The sequence below is a fragment of the Modestobacter caceresii genome (genome assembly GCF_000761485.1).
In the GTDB taxonomy this organism is placed as follows: domain Bacteria; phylum Actinomycetota; class Actinomycetes; order Mycobacteriales; family Geodermatophilaceae; genus Modestobacter; species Modestobacter caceresii.
On the sequence record NZ_JPMX01000021.1, the window covers coordinates 54,987 to 74,455 of the forward strand.

The following is a 19,469-nucleotide window of genomic DNA, read 5'->3' on the forward strand; positions in this document are numbered from 1 at the left end:
CCCGGTCGCCGGTCAGCCGGAGCCGCGCACCGGGAGGGGGGCGTGCCAGCGCACCAGCGTGCCGCCCTCGGGGAGCGGCTGGGCGACGGACTCCCCGCCCCGCCGCCGCGCCCGCTCGGCCAGGTTGCGCAGACCGCTGCAGGCCACGGTGGGGTCGATGCCGCGGCCGTCGTCCCGGACCTCGACGACGACGGCGTCGGCGACGTCCAGGGTGACCGTCACGTGCCGGGCGCCGGCGTGCCGGGCGGCGTTGCTGACCCCCTCGCGGACCACCGCGGCCACGTCGACGGCCAGGTCGCCGGTCACCAGGCTGTCGACCGCCCCGGACATCCGCACGGTCGACTGCAGGTGCTCCCCGGCGGTCTGGGTCACGATGTCGAGGACCTGCCGCCGCAGGCTCTCGGCGTGCTCGGTCCCCTCGGTGGTGTGCAGGTCGAAGATCGTCGTGCGGATGTCGCGGACCGTCTCGTCGAGCTGGTCGACCACCTGGTGCAGCCGCTGCCCGACGACGTCGTCGGAGACCCGGGTGGCCGCGGCCTGCAGGCTGAGGCCGGCGGCGAACAACCGCTGGATGACGTGGTCGTGCAGGTCGCGGGCGATCCGGTCCCGGTCGGCGTAGACGTCCAGCCGCCGGGCGACCTGCTGACGGGCTGCCATGTCCAGCGCCAGCGCCACCTGGTCGGCGAACTCGCTGATCAGCGGCCCGATGGTGGGGTCGAAGCCGGGGCTGCCGCCGCGGCGGGCGGCGATCACCACGGCGGCCTGCGCATCGGTGCTGGGCAGTGGCACGCCGATCGCGGGACCCCAGGGCGCGGCGTCGGGGCCCGCGAGCGGGAAGCCGGTCAGGTCCACGGGGGTCAGCGCGCGCCGGCCGACGACGGTCTGTGCGGTGGGTGCGTCCGCGAGGTGCAGGTGGTGCCCGGTGACGTCGGCGAGTTCGGCGCCGGACTGCGCCTGGACCTCGTAGCTGCCGTCGACCGGGTCCGGGCCGGACAGCAACCAGGCGCCGTCGGCCGCGGTCAGGGTGGCGACCCGGTCGACGACCAGTTGCAGCGCCTGCTCCGCGGGCAGGCCCCCCAGCAGGGTGGAACGGACGTCGGCGACCGCGGTCAGCCAGCGTCGGCGGACCTCGCCCTCCGCGTAGAGCCGGGCGTTGTCGACCGCGATGCCGGTGGCTCCGGCCAGGGCGACCAGCACCGCCTTGTCCTCGTTGGTGAACTGGCCGCCGCCGTGCTTCTCGGTCATGTAGAGGTTGCCGAACACCGTGCCGCGGACCAGCACCGGCACGCCGAGGAAGGTGCGCATCGGAGGGTGCCCGGGCGGGAGTCCGACCGAGGACGGGTGCTCACCCAGGTCGGCGATGCGCAGCGGGTGCGGGTCGGTGATCAGCTGGCCGAGCACGCCCTTGCCCTCGGGCAGGTGCCCCATCCGGGCACGCTGCTCCTGGTCTATGCCGACGGTGATGAACTGGCCGAGGCCGCCCTCCAGGCGCAGCACGCCGAGGGCGCCGTACTCGGCGTCGACCAGCCGGGCGGCGGCCTCGACGATCCGACGGAGCGTCGTGTCCAGGTCCAGTCCGGCCGAGACGCTGAGGAAGGCGTCCAGCAGGTCCTGCACCCGGGCGTGGGTGCTGGCCACCGTGGAGAGCCGGTCCTGCACCTCCTCCAGCAGCTCGGTGAGCCGCATCGCCGCCAGGGGGGAGTCGGCCTCCGCGCCGCCCGGCACGTCCGTCGACCGTGGTGTCGTCGCGTGCTCGCTCATCCCACCCAGCTTGGCATCCCGGCCCCGGCCGGCGACAGGCCCGCCGGGGCGGCCGGGGCGGCCGCCGGCGCCGGGCGGGGCCCGATCCGCCGGCCGCGCACGAGCCGCACCTGCACCCCGACGTAGCAGTGCGCTCCCGAGGGGACCCACGGGCCGCCCCCCAGACCGTCGAGACGACGCACCTCGGCCGGGTCGGCGATCAGCCGGGACGGTCCCACCACGGTGACGTTCCACCCGGTGCGGGCGCCGACGTCAACCTCGTCCACCTCGAAGGCGACGACGGCACCCCGGCTGGCTGCGGCCACCGCACTGCCCGGGTGGGTGGGGACGTAGATCTCCCGGCCGCCCCGGACGAAGGTGACCGGCTGGACGGCGGGCAGCGCACCCTCGGTGAAGGCGATCCTGCCGATGGCGGCGGTGTCCAGCAGGCGCAGGCACTCGGCCTCGTCCAGCGCCCGTGCGTCGCGGTCGTCGTCCAGGGTGTCCACGGGGCCTCCTCGGGGTCTGTGCCGGGACGGGCCCGTAGGCCGCCGTCCCGCCCATCGTCGCGAGCCGGGTCGATCGGTGCCGGTGTCCTTGGTCCTCTCCTGGGGTCCTTGGTCCTCTCCCGGGTCCTCGCTCGTCTCGCCGGGTCCTGAGGCCGCTCCTGGCGTAGTCGGGAGCTCGGCGCCCACGGTTCTTGTGATCGCGGCCACATGGTGACTAGCCTGTGGCGGACTTCGAACGAAGCGCTCGATGATCGAGCTGCGGTCAAAGGAGACCTCATGGGACGAAGGACCGCGACGACGCGCACCGCCGCACTGCTGGCGGCGATGACACTCAGCCTGGCGGCCTGCGCCGAGTCCGACGACGGCGGTGGCGGCGGCGGCGGGGGCAGCGCCGAGGAGACGGGCCCGATCAAGATCGGTGCCGTCCTCGACATCACCGGCGCCGGGGCGTCCCTCGGGGTGCCCGAGCGCCAGGCCCTCGAGCTGCTCGCCGGGCAGCTGGAGGAGGAGGGCGGCATCGACGGCCGCGAGGTCGAGCTGATCATCGAGGACAACCAGTCGACCGAGGACGGCGCCGCCAAGGCGATGAACAAGCTGGTCAACGAGGACGAGGTCGACATCGTCCTGGGCGCCAGCCGCACCGGTCCGAGCCTGGCGATGCGGCCGATCGCGGAGTCCACCGAGACGCCGATGATCTCGCTCGCCGCGAACCAGGCGATCGTCGAGGGCTCGGAGTGGGTCTTCAAGACCGCCCAGAACGACCGGGTCGTGATCGAGCGCATGATCGATTACATGGCCGAGCAGGGCTGGAGCACCATCGGCCTGGCCCGCGACGCCTCGGGCTTCGGCGAGGGCGTCGCCGAGATGTTCGACGAGATCGGCGCGGAGCAGGGCATCTCGGTCGTCGCGACGGAGAAGTTCGCCCCGGACGCCACCGACTTCACCGCGCAGATGGTGAACCTGCGCAACGCCGGTGCCGACGTCAACGTGATCTGGGGGATCCCCCCGGCCGCGGGTCTGGCCCAGCGGGCGTACGACCAGCTGGGCATCGAGACGCCGGTGATGCAGAGCCACGGCATCGGCAACCAGGTCTTCCTGGACACCGCCGGGGACGCCGCCGAGGGCATGGTCGCGCCGCTGGGCCGCCTCGTCGTCGCCGAGCAGCTGCCCGACGACGACCCGCAGAAGGAGATCATCACCACCTTCATCGACGACTACACCGCCGAGTTCGGCGCCGGGCCGTCCACCTTCTCCGGGCACGCCTACGACGCCTGGCAGCTGGCCGTCGACGCCCTGCGCGAGGAGGGCACCGACCCCCAGGCCATCCGCGACCACCTGGAGAGCGTCACCGACTTCACCGGCATCAGCGGGGTCTTCACGATGACCCCGGAGGACCACGCGGGGCTGTCGAAGGAGGCCCTCGCGCTGGTCACCGTGGAGAACGGTCAGTGGCAGCTGGTCCCGGACCAGGGCGACTGACGCCCGCCGTGAGCGTCGTCGCCAGGTCCTGCAGGGGCTCCTTGCCCCCGGTCCAGCCGGCGGACGGGTGCGAGGTGGGTCGGTGACCGACCTGCTGCAGCTGCTGTTCGCCGGGCTCAGCCAGGGTGCGGTCTACGCACTCGTCGCCATCGGCTTCGTGGCGATCTTCACCGTCAGCGGGGTCATCAACCTGGCCCAGGGCGAGTTCGCCGCCCTGGCCGGGTTGGTGGCCATCTCCGCGGTGGGCAGCGGGCTCCCGCTGCTCGCCGCGGTGGTCCTCGCCGTGGTGTCGGTCGCCCTGGTCGCCGTGATCATGGAGCGGCTGGTCATCTTCCCGGTCAAGCGGATGACGACCCTGGTGTCGTTGATCCTCACGCTGGGTGTCTCCACCGGGCTGAAGGCCCTGATGCTGCTGGTCTACGGCCCGAACGCGGAGGGGCTGACCCCGCTGACCCCGGGCGGCTTCTCCGTCGCCGGGGTGAGCATCCGCTACCAGGAGCTGTGGATCCTGCTGATCGCCGGGATCGTCTCGCTGGCGGTCTACTGGTTCTACGAGCGCACCCTGGCCGGCAAGTCGCTGCGCGCCTGCGCCGAGCAGCCGGTGGCCGCCCGGCTGGTCGGCATCTCGCTGACCAAGGCCTCGCTGATCAGCTTCCTGATCGCCGGGACCGTCGGGGCGATCGCCGGCGTGCTGGCCAGCCCGATCTTCTTCACCTCCTGGGAGTCCGGGCTCACCCTCGGGCTCAAGGGCTTCGTCGCGGCCACCCTGGGCGGGCTGATCTCGGTGCGCGGTGCCGTGCTCGGCGGGCTCCTGCTGGGCGTGCTGGAGACGCTCACCGCCGGTTACATCAGCACCGGCCTGCGGGACGCGGTGGCCTTCCTGCTCCTGATCATCGTGCTCGTCGCCCGGCCCGCCGGGATCTTCGGGCGTTCTGCGGAAGCGAGGGTCTGACCCATGGCCGGTCGACCGGTCCGTCGGCTGCCCCGCATTGGGGCACACAGCCGCCGCAGTCGCCGCGGCGACGTCATCGGCATCGCCGTCGTGGCGCTGCTGATGCTGGCGCTGCCCCTGATCGCCTCCTCCAGCGTCATCAACGTCGGGGTGTACGCGCTCATCTACGCCCTCGCCGCGCTCGGGCTCTCGCTGCTGATGGGCCTGGCCGGTCAGGTCAGCCTGGGGCAGGCCGGCTTCTTCGCGATCGGGGCCTACACCCAGGCGGTGCTGGTCACCAAGTACGAGTGGAGCGGGCTGCCGGCGTCGGTCCTGGCGGTCGCGGTGACGATGCTGGCGGCGCTGCTGGTCGGGCTCCCGCTGCTGAGGCTGCGTGGCCACTACCTCGCCCTGGCCACCCTCGGTTTCGGCGTCATCGTCACCGTGCTGGCCACCGAGTCCGACTTCCTGGGCGCCACCTCGGGCATCTACGGCATCACCAAGCCGGAGATGAACGGCCGCACGTACAACTCGCCGACCGAGTACTACCTGCTGCTGGTCCCGGTCGTGCTGCTGGGGCTGTGGCTGGCCCGCAACATCGTGGAGAGCCGCATCGGCCGCGCGCTGGGCGCGGTCAACGACTCGGAGGTGGCCGCGGAGTCCCTCGGCGTGGACGCCTTCCGGCTGCGGGTGCAGGTCTTCGTGCTGTCGGCGGCCTACGCCAGCGTCGCCGGAACGGCGTTCGCCCACTGGCTCGGGGTGATCAACCCGAACGCGGCCAACTTCCCGCTGTCGGTGAAGTTCCTGCTGATGGCGGTGCTCGGCGGGGTGGGCAGCGTCTACGGCGCGGTCGTCGGCGCCTTCGCCGTCGAGGGGCTGGACGACGGGCTGCGCCGGCTGATCCCGGAGCTGCTGCCCGGCGCGGTCGGTGAGGTGCAGCTGATCGGCTTCGGCATCCTGCTCACCACGATCATGATCTTCCTGCCCGGTGGTCTGCACCAGCTGTGGACCGGGGCGCGGCGACGGATGGCCGGCAGTGCGCCGGAGCCCGGCGACGACGAGGAGGAGATCCACCTGGAGCCGGTGGCCGACGACGTCCCGCTGCTGGCGCGGGAGGGCCGGCCGGCCGCGGGCACGCCGCTGCTGGAGGTACGCGGGCTGACCAAGCGCTTCGGTGGCGTCACCGCCGTCGACGACTTCGACCTCACCGTCTCGGCGGGGGAGATCGTGGCGCTGATCGGGCCCAACGGTGCCGGCAAGACCACCGCCTTCAACATGATCAGCGGTGCGGTCACCCCGACCGCGGGTGAGGTCACGATGGCCGGCACCCGGGTCGAGGGGCGCAAGCCGCACGTGTTCGCCCGGGCCGGGGCGACCCGCACGTTCCAGAACCTGCAGATCTTCACCTCGGCCACGGTGTTGGGCAACGTGATGGTCGGCCGCCACCTGCGCAGCCGCTCGGGGATGCTCGGGGCTGCGCTGGTGCTGCCGGCCCGGCGGGAGGAGCGTGCCGTCGAGGAGTCGGCGCGCGAGCTGCTGGACCTGCTCGGCCTCGGGGAGGACGCCGATCGGCTCGCCGCCGACCTGCCCTTCGGCCGGCAGCGGCTGGTCGAGATCGCCCGGGCCCTGGCCCTGGACCCCGACCTGCTGCTGCTCGACGAGCCGATGGCCGGCCTGTCCGGCACGGAGCGGCGCGAGCTGGCCCGGTTGCTGCGTCGGCTCCGCGCCGGGGGCATGGCCATCGTGCTGGTCGAGCACGACGTCGAGGCGGTGCTCGCCCTCGCCGACCGGGTCGCCGTGCTGGAGGACGGCGTCCGCATCGCGCTGGGCACGCCCGACGAGGTGCGGCACGACCCGGCGGTGGTGGCGGCCTACCTGGGCGTCGAGCCGGAGGACGGCGCCGCGGCCGCGGTCGCCGAGGCGGGCGCACCGTGAGCCGGTCGAGCGTGGGCAGACCGGTCCGTGCCGGGTCCAGGGAGGGACGGCCATGAGCCTGGAGGTCCGTGGACTGCACGCCGGCTACGGCCGGCTGGCGGTGCTGCACGGCATCGACCTGAGCGCGGGGGAGGGCGAGCTGGTCGCCGTCATCGGCGCGAACGGTGCGGGCAAGACGACCCTGCTGCGGGCGCTGTCCGGGCTGCTGCCGGTCACCGCCGGCACGGTGCACCTGGCCGGCACCGACGTCACCGGGTACGGGCCGGAGAAGCTGGCCCGCACCGGGCTGGCGCACGTGCCGGAGAACCGGCTGGTGTTCCCGTCGCTGAGCGTGGCCGACAACCTGGTGCTGGGTGGCTACACCCGGCGGCGGGGGCCGGCGTCCGCCCGGGCGGAGGCCCGCGACCGGGCGATGGCGCTGTTCCCGCGGCTGGAGCCGCGGCTGGAGCAGGCGGCCGGGACGCTGTCCGGCGGTGAGCAGCAGATGCTGGCGATCGCCCGCGGGCTGATGGCCCAGCCCCGGGTCCTGGTGCTGGACGAGCCCAGCGTCGGGCTGGCGCCGCGGCTGGTGGGGGAGATCTTCTCCGCCCTCGGCCAGCTCCGCGACGACGGGCTGACCCTGGTGGTCGTGGAGCAGAACGCCCGGGCCGCCTTCGCCGTCGCCGACCGGGTCTCGGTGATGGACCGCGGGCGGGTGGTGCTCGAGGGCGACCCCGCGGCGCTGTCGACCGACCCGCGGGTGTCCGGCGGCTTCCTCGGCGGCGGCTTCGCGGCCGACGCCGACGCCGATGCCGCCCCTGCTGCCGAGGCTCCCGGTGGGACCCCGGTGGTCCCCAGGTCTGGGAGCGGTGCGACCCGGGCGACCGAGCGGACGTGACCCCGGCGGAGATGGTCGCGCTGCTGCGCGTGCAGCGGCCGGAGCTGGACGGCGACCGGCGCCGGCTGGCCCGCTGCCACACGGTCGCGGACCTGCGGGCCACGGCCCGCCGGCGGCTGCCGCGCGCGGTCTTCGACTACGTCGACGGCGCGGCCGAGGACGAGGTCACGATGCGCCGCAACCGGGCGGCCTTCGACGAGCTGGAGCTGGTGCCCTCGGTGCTCTGCGACGTCGGGGAGGTGGAGCTCGGCACCGAGGTGCTCGGTGCCCGCTCGGCGCTGCCGCTGGTGCTGGGCCCGACCGGGTTCACCCGGATGGTCCACCCGGACGGCGAGCTGGCCGTGGCCCGGGCGGCCGCGGCCCGCGGCATCCCGTACACCGCGGCCACCCTGGGCACGACGTCGCTCGAGGACATCGCCGCCGCGGGCAGCCCGCCGCAGTGGTTCCAGCTCTACGTCTGGCGCGACCGGGGGCTGTGCAAGGAGCTGATCAGCCGGGCCCGGGAGGCCGGCTACCGGGCCCTGGTGCTGACCGTGGACACCCCGGTGCCCGGGGCCCGGGAGCGGGACCTGCGCAACGGCCTGACGATCCCGCCGGAGCTCGGGCTGCGCACGCTGGCCGACGGCGCCCGGCGGCCGCACTGGTGGTGGGGCCTGCTCCGCTCGGAGGCCGTCACCTTCGCCAACGTGCGGCACGTGGCCGGCGGGCCGCAGGCGGTGATGGAGTTCGTGGGCCGGCAGTTCGACCCGACCGTCACCTGGGACGACATCGAGTGGATGGTCGAGGCCTGGGGCGGGCCGTTCGTGGTGAAGGGCGTGCTGACCGCGGCCGACGCCCGGCGGGCCGCGGCGGCCGGGGTGGACGCCGTCGTGGTGTCCAACCACGGCGGCCGCCAGCTGGACCACGTCGGGGCGACGGTGACCGCGCTGACCGAGGTCGTGGACGCCGTCGGCGACGAGCTCGAGGTGCTGGTCGACTCCGGTTTCCGGCGGGGCACCGACGTCGCCAAGGCCCTCGCCCTGGGCGCCCGCGCGGTGCTGCTGGGCCGGCCGCAGCTGTACGGGCTGGCCGTCGGTGGCCAGGCCGGGGTCGAGCGGGCGGTCGACCTGCTCGCCGCCGAGCTGCGCCGGGCGCTGCAGCTGCTCGGGGTCACCGACGTGGCGCAGCTCGACCGCTCGGTGCTGCGCCGCCGCTGAGCCCGCGCCCGGGGGCAGCTCAGCGGGGCTGGGCTGCCCCGTCCCGTCGCGCCCGCGCGGCCGGGCCGATCCGCTGCTCCAGCAGCTCCTCGGGCATCACCACCTGCACCGTCGTCCCGCGGCCGAGCTCCCGGCCCTGGGCGTCGGTGGCCGTGCACGCGCAGGTCAGCCGGTTGCCCGAGACCTCCGTGCAGCGGGCCACCACCGTGACGGTGTCGCCGACCCAGCTGGGCCCCAGGTGCTCGACCGCCACCGACCGGCCGATCCCCGCCGAGCCGGGTTCGAGGTACTGGAGCAGCAGCTTGCGGCCGGCTTCCTCGAAGTGCTTGGCCATGCTGTACGTCGCGTAGACCGGGTGCACCGGGCCGAGTTCGTCGAAGTGCACGGTGAGCTCGGGGGTGACGGCGACCTCCAGCGTCGCGGTCGCCCCCACGGGGATGTCGAGCGCAGGTACGTCGGGCACGGGTCTCCTCAGACAGCGGGGCCGGCGGGGACCACGGGGGTCCCCGCCGGGCGGGCGGGCAGCGGCCGGCCGGTCACAGCCGGGGGATGGCCGACGCCGGGTCCTCGATCGCGTCGGCCACCGCCCGGATGAACCCCGAGGCGGTCCCGCCGTCGCACACCCGGTGGTCGAAGACGAACGACATCTGGGTGATCTTCCGGACCACGATCTCGCCGTCCACCACCCACGGCCGGTCGAGGATGCGGCCGAAGCCGAGGATCGCCACCTGCGGGTGGTTGATGATCGCCGCGCTGCCGTCGACCCGGAACCCGCCGTAGTTGTTCAGCGTGAAGGTGCCGGCGCTCAGCTCTTCGGCGCTGGCGCGGCCCTCGCGCGCCCGGGTGGTGACCGCCCGGATCTCCCGGTCGAGCTGCTCGGTGGTCATCGTCTCCGCGCCCAGCACCGCCGGGACGACGAGCCCGCGGTCGCTCTGCACGGCCAGCCCCAGGTTGACCCGGTCGTGCTCGACGATCTCCTGGCGCTCGGTGTCCAGCCGGGAGTTGAGCACCGGGTACTGGCGCAGGCCGGCGACGACGAACCGGGCCAGGTAGGCCAGCAGCCCCGGCCCGGGATCGCTCGCGGTGCGCGTGCTCTCCCGCAGCGCCACCAGCGGCGTGGCGTCCACGTCGACCCAGACGGTCGCCTCGGGGATCTCCGACCGGCTGCGGGACAGCGCGGCCGACACCGCCCGGCGGAACCCGTTCAGCGGGATCCGACGCTCGCCGCTCTGGGACGCGGCGGGCGCGACGGGCTCTGCGGGGGAGTCCGGTGCCGCCGGCTCGGCGGCGGCCAGCTCCACGTGGGCCCGGGTGATCACCCCACCGCCGTTGGCGGCGGCCAGCCCGTGCAGGTCCACGCCCTTCTCCCGCGCCAGCCGGCGGACCAGCGGGGAGACGACCTGCGGGACGCCGCGGCGGGCACCGGGCTCCTCCTCGGCAGCGGCGGCCGGAGCGGGCTCGGGCTCGGGAGCCGGCTCGGGAGCGGCGGTGGCGGGTGCGGGGTCCGGCCGCCCGGACGGACGGGGGCGGCGGCGCCGTCCCGAGCCGGTGCTGGCCGGCGTGCCGTAGCCGATGAGCACGTTGCCGGAGCCGGCCTGCTCCTCCTCCCGGTATGCCTCGGCCTCCGGGGAGTCGGCGGCGTCGGGCTGGACCGGCGCGGCGGCCGGCTCGGGCGCCGACTCCGCCGCGGTCACCGTGATCAGCGGTTTGCCGGTGAGCACGGTCTCGCCCTCGGCGGCGTGCAGCGTGGCCACCCGCCCGGCGAACGGGGTGGGGACGTCGACCACCGACTTCGCCGTCTCGACCTCCACCACGATCTGGTCGACGGCCACGACGTCGCCCTCGGCCACCAGCCAGCGGACCACCTCGACGTCGGTGAGGCCCTCGCCCAGGTCGGGGAGCAGGAAGGTCTCCGCGCTCACGACAGGTCCCACTGCAGGTCGTCGACGGCGTCGAGCACCCGGTCGACCCCGGGCAGCTGGACGTGTTCGAGCTTGGGCGAGGGGAAGGGGATGTCGAAGCCGACGGCCCGGCGGACCGGTGCGGCCAGGGAGTGGAAGCAGCGCTCGGTGACCCGGGCGACGATCTCGGAGGCGACGCTGGCGAAGCCCGGGGCCTCGGCGACCACCACGGCCCGCCCGGTGGAGCGGACCGCGGCGCAGACCGTCTCGTCGTCGAACGGCACGATCGAGCGGAGGTCGACGACCTGCAGGCTGCGCCCCTCCTGCGCGGCGACCTCCGCGGCCTCCAGGGCGACCGGGACGGAGGGGCCGTAGGCGATCAGCGTGGCGTCGGTGCCCTCGCGGCGGACCATCGCCCGGCCGATGCCGGGCAGCTCGGCGCCGAGGTCGACCTCCTCCTTGGTCCAGTAGAGCTTCTTGGGCTCCATGAACACCACCGGGTCCGGCGAGGCGATGGCCGCGCGCAGCAGGCGGTGGGCGTCCGCGGCGTTGGCCGGGGTGACGACGTGCAGGCCGGGGGTGTGCGCGTAGTAGGCCTCGGAGGAGTCGCAGTGGTGCTCGACCCCGCCGATCCCGCCGGCGTAGGGGATCCGGATGACCATCGGCAGCGAGACCTTGCTCCGGGTGCGGTTGCGCATCTTGGCCACGTGGCTGGTGATCTGCTCGAACGCCGGATAGGCGAAGGCGTCGAACTGCATCTCCACCACCGGCCGCATGCCGTTCATCGCCATCCCGACGGCCATGCCGACGATGCCGGACTCGGCCAGCGGCGTGTCGAAGCAACGGGTGTCGCCGAACTCGGCGGTGAGCCCGTCGGTGATCCGGAAGACGCCGCCGAGGGCGCCGACGTCCTCGCCGAAGACGACCACCGAGTCGTCCTCGGCCATCGACTCCCGCAGGGCGCGGTTCAGCGCCTGCGCCATGGTGAGCTTCTCGTGCCCGACGGTCCCCGTCGTCGCAGTGCTGGTCATCAGTGCTCGTCCTCTCGGCTCAGCTCGTCGGCCACGACGGCGGCCTGCTCGACCAGCTGTGGGGTCGGGGTGGCGTAGACGTGCGCGAACAGCTCGGCCGGCTCCGGGGTGGCGTCCCGGGCCAGCTCCGTGCGCATCCGGGCGGCGAGCTGGTCGGCGTCGGCGGTGACGGCGGCCAGCTGGGCGTCGTCGAGCAGGTCGTGCTGGCGCAGCCAGGTCTCCAGTCGGGTCAGCGGGTCGCGCTGCACCCAGCCGGCCACCTCGTCGTCCTGGCGGTAGCGCCGGGAGTCGTCGGCATTGGTGTGCGGCTGCATCCGGTAGGTGTGCGCCTCGACGAGCTGCGGGCCCTCCCCGGCCCGGGCCCGCGCCATGGCGGTGCCGAGCACGGTGAGCAGGGCCGCGACGTCGTTGCCGTCCACCCGCTCGCCGGGCACCCCGTAGCCGATGCCCTTGTGCGCCAGTGAGGGGGCGACCGACTGCCGGGCGAGCGGCACCGAGATCGCGTACTGGTTGTTCTGCACCAGGAAGACGACCGGCGCCCGGAACACCGCGGCGAAGTTCAGCGCCTCGTGGAAGTCGCCCTCGCTGGTCGCGCCGTCACCGCACAGCGCGAGCGCGACGGTCGGCTCGCCGCGCAGCCGGGCGGCGTGCGCGACGCCGACCGCGTGCAGCAGCTGGGTGGCCAGCGGGGTCGCCTGGGGCGCGACCTTGTACCGGTGGGGGTCGTAGCCGGAGTGCCAGGCACCCTGCAGCGGCAGGAACGCCTCGGCCACGTCGACGCCCCGGATCACCACCGCGGCGGTGTCCCGGTAGGTGGGGAAGAGCCAGTCGTCGTCGGTGAGCACCTGGGCGGCGGCCACCTGGCACGCCTCCTGACCGTGCGAGGAGGGGTAGACGGCGAGCCGGCCCTGGCGGGCGAGCGCGCCGGCCTGGTCGTTGATCCGGCGGGCGGTGGTCAGCCCGGCGAAGGCGCGCAGCAGTGCGGCGTCGTCCGGCAGCTCGTGCGCGGCCTCGGCCACGGTCTGGCCGGTGGGGTCGATCAGCTCGACCGGGTGAGGTGACGGCAGGAGGAGATCCAGGTCACGTGTCATGGTGGGATCGTGGATCAGGCGTCATCTGCGCGCCAGGAGCTGGCCAGATGCGAGAGGACGTCGCGTCGAACCGCCCCGGATCGAGCCAGATGTCCAGCGCCCGACCGTGAAAAACCCGGAGGAGAAGACACGTGGCCAGTGCCCTGGACGACATCGACCGCCGCATCCTGGACGAGCTGACCGCCGACGGCCGGATGCCCATGCGGGCCCTGGCCGAGAAGCTGCACATCTCCCGGGCCAACGCCTACGCCCGCGTCGAGCGGCTGCGGGCCTCCGGGGTGATCCGGGGGTTCTGTGTCGACATCGACCCGGTCGCGGCCGGGCTGGGCACCTCGGCCTACGTCACGCTGAACACCCGGCAGGCCGACTGGCGGCACGTCCGGGAGCGGCTGCGCGCTCTGCCGGGCATCGCGCACATCGGTCTGGTCGGCGGCGAGTTCGACGTCATCCTGCTCGTCCGCGCCCGGGACAACGCCGACCTGCGGCGGCTGGTGCTCGACGAGATCCAGGGCATGCCCGGCGTGCTGAGCTCGCGCACGCTGCTGGTGTTCGAGGAGCCGCCGCCGCTGGCCTGCGCCCGGGTCTGACGGACTGGCAGTCCTCCGGCGGTCGGTGGCGTTCCTGCCGCTGGCAGCCCGGCGCCCGGGGGGTCATCGTGGAGGCACGGCACCTCGCCCGGGGCGCCGACCTGCTGGACGGGGGAGACCGGTGGAGCTGTTCCTGTTCCTGGCCTTCGGCGTCCTGCTGTTCCGCGCCCTGGGGCGGGGCACCCGGCCGGAGTCCACGCGCCCCCGTCCGAGGACCGACACCTGGATCGACGGGTTGGTCGACGCCGTGGCGCAGTTGGCCGGTGACGTCGGCCGCGGGGTGCGCACGCTGGCCCGGCTGGACGCCGACCACCGGGATCGGCGCGGCCGGTCGCCCTGGAGCTGACCAGCCGGCCGCCGCCGACGTGCCCTCAGGCCAGCACCCCGAGGAGCAGCGTCACCGTACCGAAGACCAGGCCCGAGGCGATCAGCGTGACCGTCGTGTACCCGAGGATGTCGCGCATCTTGAGCCCGGCGATGGCCAGCACCGGGAGCGCCCAGAACGGCTGGATCATGTTGGTCCACTGGTCGCCGTAGGCGATCGCCATGATCGTGATCGCCGGGTCGACCCCCAGGCTCTCCGCGGCCTCGAGCATCACCGGCCCCTGGACGGCGAACTGCCCGCCCCCGGAGGGGACGAAGAAGTTGACCACCCCGGCGGCGAGGAAGACCAGCAGGCCGAACGTGGCCGGCGAGGCGATCCCGACGAAGGCGTCGGAGAACACGGCGATCAGGCCGGTCGTCGACATGATCCCCATGATCCCGGCGTACAGCGGGAACTGGAGCAGGATCTCCCCGACGTTGGCGGCGGCGTTCTTCACCAGCGCGATGAGCTCGAAGGGGTTACGGACCAGCAGGAAGATCAGCGCCAGGAACGTCCAGTTGACGATGTCCAGGGTGGCGCTGCCGCCGTCGACGTAGTGGTGCACCAGGTAGGCGACCAGCGCCACGCCGACCAGGGTGGTCACCAGCCGGCTGGCGTCGACCCGGTCGGCCGGGGTGACGACCTCGTCGTCCAGCGGCACCGCGTCGGCGTCGCGCACGCTCGCCGGGAGCTCGACCACCCGGTCATCGCCACGAGGGGCGACCGCGGCCAGGGCCAGGCCGACGACCAGGATCGTGGCCACGGCGGCGGTGATGTTCCACCAGGTGAAGGTGGTCTCGCTGACCGGGATCGTGCCGCCGAGGGTCTCGGCGAGGAAGGAGTCCTCGGTCGCGGCGGTGAGCGGGCCGGAGCCCGAGTAGCCCATGTGCCAGATGACGTAGCCGGAGTAGCCGGCGGCCACCAGCAGCGGGAAGTGCAGGCGCAGGCCCCGCTCCCGGCCCTGGACGGCGAGCTCCCGGGCCAGCAGTGCACCGACGACCAGGCCCAGTCCCCAGGTGATCAGCGACGCGAGCGCCGCGATGACGAAGACGTAGAGGTAGGCCTGCAGCGCCGTCTTGGGCACGGCGGCCAGCCGGGTGAGCAGCCGCCGCACCGGCCCGGTGTTGGCCAGGGTGTGCCCCAGCAGCAGGATCAGCGCGATCTGCGTCATGAAGGCCAGCAACCCCGACAGCCCATCGCCCCAGCCATCCAGGACGTCGACCGGGCCGGCGTCGGTGAGCAGCAGCGCGAGCAGGGCCACGACGAGGGTCAGCACGACGGCGAAGACCAGCGCGCTGGGGATGTACCGCTCGACGACGGCGTTGACCGGCCGCATCAGCGAGGAGAGGCCGCTCGACCGGCCCGGTGAGCTGGCTCCGGGGTCGGTCTCGGTCCTCGGGGTCCTGGTCATCAGCGCTCGCTCTCGGGGGAGCCGGGTGGTCGGTGGCCACGCCGGGACGGGCAGACAGGGCACCGGCCGCCCGACGGGGAGCCCCGAGGACGGCGGCGGTCCAGAGATCCTGGCATCCGGGCCGGTCCCGCGCGAGGATGAGGCGGCAGACTGGGCAGGTGCTGGTCGCCGAGCGGGACACGGGATGGGACGCGTGAGCGCGAGGCTGAGTGGGGCCCGGACGCTCCGGGACCGCTGGGCGGCCGGGGAGGCGTGCCACGGGATCTGGAGCCAGCTGCCCGGCGTGGTGACCGCGGAGCTGCTGGCCCGCAGCGGCGCGGACTTCGTCGTGCTGGACCTGCAGCACGGCGCGCTCGCCGAGGCGGAGCTGCCCGGTGTCACCGCGGCGGTGACCGCGGCCGGCTCGGTGCCGCTGGTCCGCACCCGCAGCGCGCACTTCGCCGACGTGGGCCGGCCGCTGGACCTGGGTGCCCACGGCGTCCTGGTCCCGAACGTGCTCGGTGCCGACCACGTGCGGGAGGTCGTCGCCGCCTGCCGCTACGCGCCGCAGGGCAACCGGTCGGCCGGGCGGCTGTCCGGCGGGGCGGACGAACCGCTGGTGCTCGTCGTCCTGGAGACCGCGCAGGCGCTGGCCGAGCTCGACGCCGTCCTGGCCGTCGACGGCCTCGACGGGGTCTACGTCGGCCCAGTCGACCTGGCCTCCTCCCTGGGGCTGGCCGGCGACCCGGCGCAGCTGCGGGAGGTCCTCTCCTCGGTCATCACGCGGGCCCGGGCCGCCGGCGTGCCCGTCGGCGTGCACGCGTTCGACGGCGCCGGGGCGGCGTCCTACGCGGCACAGGGGGCCACGATCGTCACCGCGGCCATGGACACCACCGCGCTCGCCACCGCCCTGGCCGAGCAGCTGCGGACGGCCCGCGGGGCCTGAGCGGCCAGGCGCGTGCCACCCCGCCGCCGGACGGGGCGGGTTGAGTCGGCAGCGCTGGGGCAGTGGTGTGGTGCACGCTACATCGAGGACAGGAGCAGGTCATGGACACCGACGTGTCGGCGGTCGTCGAGCAGATCTACCAGGACGTCCTGCAGCGGAACCCCGGGGAGACCGAGTTCCACCAGGCGGTCCGCGAGGTGCTGGACTCGCTGGCCGTCGTGCTGGCCCGGCACCGCGAGTACACCGAGATGAAGACGATCGAGCGGATCTGCGAGCCGGAGCGGCAGGTCATCTTCCGGGTGCCGTGGCAGGACGACCGGGGCGAGGTGTGGATCAACCGTGGTTTCCGGGTGGAGTTCAACTCGGCGCTGGGCCCCTACAAGGGCGGGTTGCGGTTCCACCCGTCGGTGAACCTGGGCATCGTGAAGTTCCTCGGCTTCGAGCAGATCTTCAAGAACGCGCTCACCGGCATGCCGATCGGCGGCGGCAAGGGCGGTTCGGACTTCGACCCCAAGGGCCGGTCGGACGCCGAGGTGATGCGGTTCTGCCAGTCGTTCATGACCGAGCTGTACCGGCACCTGGGCGAGTACACCGACGTCCCGGCCGGGGACATCGGGGTCGGCGGGCGCGAGATCGGCTTCCTGTTCGGCCAGTACAAGCGGATCACCAACCGGTACGAGTCCGGCGTGCTCACCGGCAAGGGGCTGGGCTGGGGCGGCGCACAGGTGCGCACCGAGGCGACCGGCTACGGCGCGGCCTTCTTCGCCGCGGCGATGATGGAGGTGCGCGGTGACTCCTTCGACGGCAAGCGGGTGACCGTCTCGGGCTCGGGCAACGTGGCGGTCTACGCGATCGAGAAGGTGCACCAGCTCGGCGGCACGGTGGTGGCCTGCTCGGACTCGGCCGGCTACGTGGTCGACGAGAAGGGCATCGACCTGGAGGTGCTCAAGCAGGTCAAGGAGGTCGAGCGGGCCCGGATCAGTGGTTACGCCGACCGGGTGGCCTCGGCCCGCTTCGTCGAGGGCGGCAGCATCTGGGACGTCCCGTGCGACGTCGCGATCCCCAGCGCCACGCAGAACGAGCTGGACGCCGACGCAGCCCGCGCGCTGGTCGGCAACGGGTGCCGCTACGTGGTCGAGGGCGCCAACATGCCGACCACGCCGGACGCCGTGCGGGAGCTCCGCGGCGGCGAGGTGGCGTTCGCCCCGGGGAAGGCGGCCAACGCCGGCGGGGTGGCCACCTCGGCGCTGGAGATGCAGCAGAACGCCTCCCGGGACCGCTGGACCTTCGAGCACAGCGAGCAGCGGCTGGAGGAGATCATGCGGGCCATCCACGCCCGCTGCCACGAGACGGCCGAGGAGTACGGCGCCCCCGGCGACCTGGTGCTCGGCGCGAACGTGGCCGGCTTCCTGCAGGTCGCCGAGGCCGTCCACGCGCACGGCCTGGTCTGACCGAGCCCTGGCCTGACCGGAGCTCCGGCCCGCTCGGCTCAGGCGGAGGAGCGGGACGCCGGGACGGCCCCGGCGGGCGCGGGGTCGCCGCCGGGTTCGCCGGTCGCGTTGGCGGAGAAGGCCACGTCCGACCGGCCGCGCTCGAGCTGCTGGGGCCGGGTCCCGCGCGGCGGCGTGGGCAGCGCGCCCGGGTGCGCCCGTCCCCATTCCGTCTCCACGTCGCTGAGCAGCGCCTCGAGGTAGGAGCGCAGCTGCACCCGGCAGGCCTGACTGAAGGCCTTGAGGTAGGCGACCTGCTCCTGCAGCTCCTCGGACTCCGGCTGGCGCGTGTCGCCCATCGGGAGGCCGTTGCCCCGCATCGCCGCCACGGCCTCCTGCGCCGCCTCGATGATCGCGCCGGCCTTCTCCCGCGCCGCGGTGAGCTGCTCCTCGTACTGCGCGCGCGCCTCGCTGGTCATCTGCCGGCTGAAGTCCTCAGCCTCGGCCACGTACTCGTCGGCGGTCAGCTGCGCGGTGGCGAGGATGCCGACGGCCTGGTCGCTGGGGGAGGGCCGGGACGCCGCGGCGTCCACCTGCTCCTGCAGCGACTGCAGGTGCGCGCGCAGCTGGGCGTTCTCCTCGGCGAGCTGGACGTTCTCCCGCGCGAGCCGGCCGTTCTCGTCGGTGAGCTGGGCGAGCCCGTCGGCCGCCCGCGTCACGAAGGCGTCGACCTCGCGGTCGGTGTAGCCGGGGTGCAGCATGCTCGCCGGGGTGAAGTGGACGGCGCGGAGGTCATCGGCCGTGGGCGGCCCCGCCTCGTAGCCGGACCCGGAGTGGCTGGTGGTCATTCGGTCACCTTCCCGTCGAGAGTCGGGCTCGGTCGGCTGGGGCCGAACACCTCGGTGCGGATGCGCGACATGGGCACCCCCGAGTGGATGAGACGGGTCACGGTGTCCTCGATCATGGCCGGGTTGCCGGCGATGTACACGTCCCGGCTGTTCCAGGGGCCGTGCCGGAGGACGACGTCGCCGATGTCCCCGTGCTCGGAGGGCGAGCCCTTCTCCTGGGAGACCGCCGGTGTCACGGTCAGCCACGGGTGCTCCTGCTCCAGGCGGCGCAGGTCGGCCCGGTCGTAGAACGCGTCCTCGGTCCGCGCGCCGACGAAGAGGTCGACCCGCCGGGGCGGTCCGTGCCGGGCGACCTGGTCGACGACCGCCTTCAGCGGCGCCAGCCCGGTACCGCCGGCGACCAGCAGCAGGTCGCGGTCGGACTCGGTGTCCAGGCCGAGGTGCCCGACCGGGGGCCCGAGCCGCATCACGTCGCCCACCTGGGTGAGCCGGACCAGCGCGGAGCTGACCGGGCCGCCGTCGCGGGCCTTGACGTGCAGCTCCAGCACGCCGTCGGGGCGGGGGGCGTTGGCGGGGGAGTACCACCGCCACAACCGCGGGCGCTGGTCGATCTCCAGCGAGATCGCCTGCCCGGGCAGGTACTCCAGCGGCGTCCGCGGGCGCACGTGCACGACGGCGACGTCCAGGGTGCGCCGCTCGTGCGCGACCACCTCGGCCTCCCACCAGGCCGGCTGCTCGGCTGCCTCGTCGGCCGCACCGATCATGACCTCGGCGATCAGGCCGTAGGCCTCGGTCCAGGAGGCGGCCAGTTCCTCGTCCCAGTCGTCGTCGAAGTGCTCGAGGGTGGTCAGCAGGCTGGCCCCGACCGCGGGGTAGTGGGCGGCGAGCGCGCCGAACTTGCGGTGGTCCCGCCCGAGCTGCTGCAGGATCGGCACCAGCGCCTCGAGGTCGTCGACCCGGGCCATGACCTCACCCAGGGCGGCGAACAGCCGGTCGCGCTGGGTCGCCATGGACACCGGGAACATGTCCCGCGTCTCCGGGTGGGTCAGGAACAGGTGGGAGTAGAACCACAGCGGGACCTGGTCTCCGTGGGCGGCCGCCCTGCTGAAGCTGGCCCGCATCGCGGGGATGTCCATGCACCCTCCTCGTCGCTGGTCGGGATCTGCGGTCAGTGGGCCGGCTGGGGAGCGGTGCCGGGCTCGGCCCCGTGGCCG

18 protein-coding genes are annotated in these 19,469 nt (G+C 73.9%); 9 read left to right on the plus strand and 9 right to left on the minus strand.

The features are described 5' to 3' along the window. Positions 1 to 12: 12 nt before the first annotated feature. Positions 13 to 1,761: a sensor histidine kinase gene (locus tag IN07_RS06485; protein ID WP_064972371.1), complete on the minus strand. Its 1,749-nt coding sequence runs from the start codon at positions 1,759 to 1,761 to the stop codon at positions 13 to 15. Continuing rightward, positions 1,758 to 2,249 carry a pyridoxamine 5'-phosphate oxidase family protein gene (locus IN07_RS06490; RefSeq protein WP_197058373.1) on the minus strand — a complete coding sequence of 164 codons (492 nt, stop codon included), beginning with the start codon at positions 2,247 to 2,249 and terminating at the stop codon, positions 1,758 to 1,760. The genes IN07_RS06485 and IN07_RS06490 overlap by 4 nt, the downstream gene beginning before the upstream one ends. Positions 2,250 to 2,525: 276 nt before the next feature. Here IN07_RS06490 and IN07_RS06495 point away from each other — a divergent pair, with 276 nt between their 5' ends. From IN07_RS06495 to IN07_RS06515, 5 genes are all read left to right on the plus strand, one after another. Then, complete coding sequence (locus IN07_RS06495) at positions 2,526 to 3,728, plus strand: ABC transporter substrate-binding protein (RefSeq protein ID WP_036334492.1); 1,203 nt, start codon at positions 2,526 to 2,528, stop codon at positions 3,726 to 3,728. A gap of 82 nt (positions 3,729 to 3,810) precedes the next feature. Next, positions 3,811 to 4,680: a branched-chain amino acid ABC transporter permease gene (locus IN07_RS06500; protein ID WP_036334495.1), complete on the plus strand. Its 870-nt coding sequence runs from the start codon at positions 3,811 to 3,813 to the stop codon at positions 4,678 to 4,680. 3 nt (positions 4,681 to 4,683) lie between these two features. Next, on the plus strand, positions 4,684 to 6,594 hold the full coding sequence (locus IN07_RS06505; protein ID WP_081975236.1) for a branched-chain amino acid ABC transporter ATP-binding protein/permease: 1,911 nt from the start codon (positions 4,684 to 4,686) through the stop codon (positions 6,592 to 6,594). Positions 6,595 to 6,646: 52 nt separating this feature from the next. Next, on the plus strand, positions 6,647 to 7,471 hold the full coding sequence (locus tag IN07_RS06510) for an ABC transporter ATP-binding protein (protein ID WP_064972372.1): 825 nt from the start codon (positions 6,647 to 6,649) through the stop codon (positions 7,469 to 7,471). After that, positions 7,468 to 8,667 carry an alpha-hydroxy acid oxidase gene (locus IN07_RS06515; RefSeq protein ID WP_197058374.1) on the plus strand — a complete coding sequence of 400 codons (1,200 nt, stop codon included), beginning with the start codon at positions 7,468 to 7,470 and terminating at the stop codon, positions 8,665 to 8,667. Before IN07_RS06510 ends, IN07_RS06515 begins: the two co-directional genes overlap by 4 nt. Positions 8,668 to 8,686: 19 nt before the next feature. Here IN07_RS06515 and IN07_RS06520 read toward each other — a convergent pair whose 3' ends face one another. From IN07_RS06520 to pdhA, 4 genes are all read right to left on the minus strand, one after another. Further along, positions 8,687 to 9,130, minus strand: a complete 444-nt coding sequence (locus tag IN07_RS06520) for a thioesterase family protein (protein ID WP_197058375.1) — start codon at positions 9,128 to 9,130, stop codon at positions 8,687 to 8,689. A 73-nt stretch (positions 9,131 to 9,203) separates the two neighbouring features. After that, positions 9,204 to 10,589: a dihydrolipoamide acetyltransferase family protein gene (locus IN07_RS06525; RefSeq protein WP_036334497.1), complete on the minus strand. Its 1,386-nt coding sequence runs from the start codon at positions 10,587 to 10,589 to the stop codon at positions 9,204 to 9,206. Then, positions 10,586 to 11,599 carry an alpha-ketoacid dehydrogenase subunit beta gene (locus tag IN07_RS06530; protein ID WP_052090947.1) on the minus strand — a complete coding sequence of 338 codons (1,014 nt, stop codon included), beginning with the start codon at positions 11,597 to 11,599 and terminating at the stop codon, positions 10,586 to 10,588. The genes IN07_RS06525 and IN07_RS06530 overlap by 4 nt, the downstream gene beginning before the upstream one ends. Next, the gene (gene pdhA / locus IN07_RS06535) at positions 11,599 to 12,690 is read right to left on the minus strand and encodes a pyruvate dehydrogenase (acetyl-transferring) E1 component subunit alpha (protein WP_036334498.1); all 1,092 of its coding nucleotides are present in this window, start codon (positions 12,688 to 12,690) and stop codon (positions 11,599 to 11,601) included. Before pdhA ends, IN07_RS06530 begins: the two co-directional genes overlap by 1 nt. Before the next feature lie 131 nt (positions 12,691 to 12,821). Here pdhA and IN07_RS06540 point away from each other — a divergent pair, with 131 nt between their 5' ends. Both IN07_RS06540 and IN07_RS06545 read left to right on the plus strand, forming a co-directional pair. Then, the gene (locus IN07_RS06540; RefSeq protein ID WP_036334499.1) at positions 12,822 to 13,277 is read left to right on the plus strand and encodes an Lrp/AsnC family transcriptional regulator; all 456 of its coding nucleotides are present in this window, start codon (positions 12,822 to 12,824) and stop codon (positions 13,275 to 13,277) included. Between the two features lie 121 nt (positions 13,278 to 13,398). Beyond that, positions 13,399 to 13,623 carry a hypothetical protein gene (locus tag IN07_RS06545; protein ID WP_036334500.1) on the plus strand — a complete coding sequence of 75 codons (225 nt, stop codon included), beginning with the start codon at positions 13,399 to 13,401 and terminating at the stop codon, positions 13,621 to 13,623. Positions 13,624 to 13,648: 25 nt separating this feature from the next. On the opposite strand, the gene IN07_RS06550 is transcribed toward IN07_RS06545, so the two are convergent. Next, the gene (locus IN07_RS06550) at positions 13,649 to 15,052 is read right to left on the minus strand and encodes a short-chain fatty acid transporter (protein ID WP_197058376.1); all 1,404 of its coding nucleotides are present in this window, start codon (positions 15,050 to 15,052) and stop codon (positions 13,649 to 13,651) included. Between the two features lie 193 nt (positions 15,053 to 15,245). Here IN07_RS06550 and IN07_RS06555 point away from each other — a divergent pair, with 193 nt between their 5' ends. Further along, on the plus strand, positions 15,246 to 15,977 hold the full coding sequence (locus IN07_RS06555) for an HpcH/HpaI aldolase family protein (protein WP_064972373.1): 732 nt from the start codon (positions 15,246 to 15,248) through the stop codon (positions 15,975 to 15,977). A gap of 101 nt (positions 15,978 to 16,078) precedes the next feature. Next, complete coding sequence (gene gdhA / locus IN07_RS06560; protein WP_036334502.1) at positions 16,079 to 17,428, plus strand: NADP-specific glutamate dehydrogenase; 1,350 nt, start codon at positions 16,079 to 16,081, stop codon at positions 17,426 to 17,428. A 38-nt stretch (positions 17,429 to 17,466) separates the two neighbouring features. Here gdhA and IN07_RS06565 read toward each other — a convergent pair whose 3' ends face one another. Together IN07_RS06565 and IN07_RS06570 are read right to left on the minus strand one after the other, a co-directional pair. Then, positions 17,467 to 18,255, minus strand: a complete 789-nt coding sequence (locus IN07_RS06565) for a DivIVA domain-containing protein (RefSeq protein WP_052090951.1) — start codon at positions 18,253 to 18,255, stop codon at positions 17,467 to 17,469. After that, positions 18,252 to 19,391 (minus strand): globin domain-containing protein, encoded by a 1,140-nt coding sequence (locus tag IN07_RS06570; protein WP_036334503.1) that lies wholly within the window; start codon positions 19,389 to 19,391, stop codon positions 18,252 to 18,254. The genes IN07_RS06565 and IN07_RS06570 overlap by 4 nt, the downstream gene beginning before the upstream one ends. Positions 19,392 to 19,469: the final 78 nt, after the last annotated feature.

Bases quoted from the DNA above. Each gene is read 5' to 3' on its own strand.
- IN07_RS06565 (WP_052090951.1), bottom strand. From the start codon at position 18,255: ATGACCACCAGCCACTCCGGGTCCGGCTACGAGGCGGGGCCGCCCACG.
- IN07_RS06530 (WP_052090947.1), bottom strand. From the start codon at position 11,599: ATGACCAGCACTGCGACGACGGGGACCGTCGGGCACGAGAAGCTCACC.
- IN07_RS06510 (WP_064972372.1), top strand. From the start codon at position 6,647: ATGAGCCTGGAGGTCCGTGGACTGCACGCCGGCTACGGCCGGCTGGCG.
- gdhA (WP_036334502.1), top strand. From the start codon at position 16,079: ATGGACACCGACGTGTCGGCGGTCGTCGAGCAGATCTACCAGGACGTC.
- pdhA (WP_036334498.1), bottom strand. From the start codon at position 12,690: ATGACACGTGACCTGGATCTCCTCCTGCCGTCACCTCACCCGGTCGAG.
- IN07_RS06495 (WP_036334492.1), top strand. From the start codon at position 2,526: ATGGGACGAAGGACCGCGACGACGCGCACCGCCGCACTGCTGGCGGCG.
- IN07_RS06505 (WP_081975236.1), top strand. From the start codon at position 4,684: ATGGCCGGTCGACCGGTCCGTCGGCTGCCCCGCATTGGGGCACACAGC.
- IN07_RS06485 (WP_064972371.1), bottom strand. From the start codon at position 1,761: ATGAGCGAGCACGCGACGACACCACGGTCGACGGACGTGCCGGGCGGC.
- IN07_RS06570 (WP_036334503.1), bottom strand. From the start codon at position 19,391: ATGGACATCCCCGCGATGCGGGCCAGCTTCAGCAGGGCGGCCGCCCAC.
- IN07_RS06550 (WP_197058376.1), bottom strand. From the start codon at position 15,052: ATGACCAGGACCCCGAGGACCGAGACCGACCCCGGAGCCAGCTCACCG.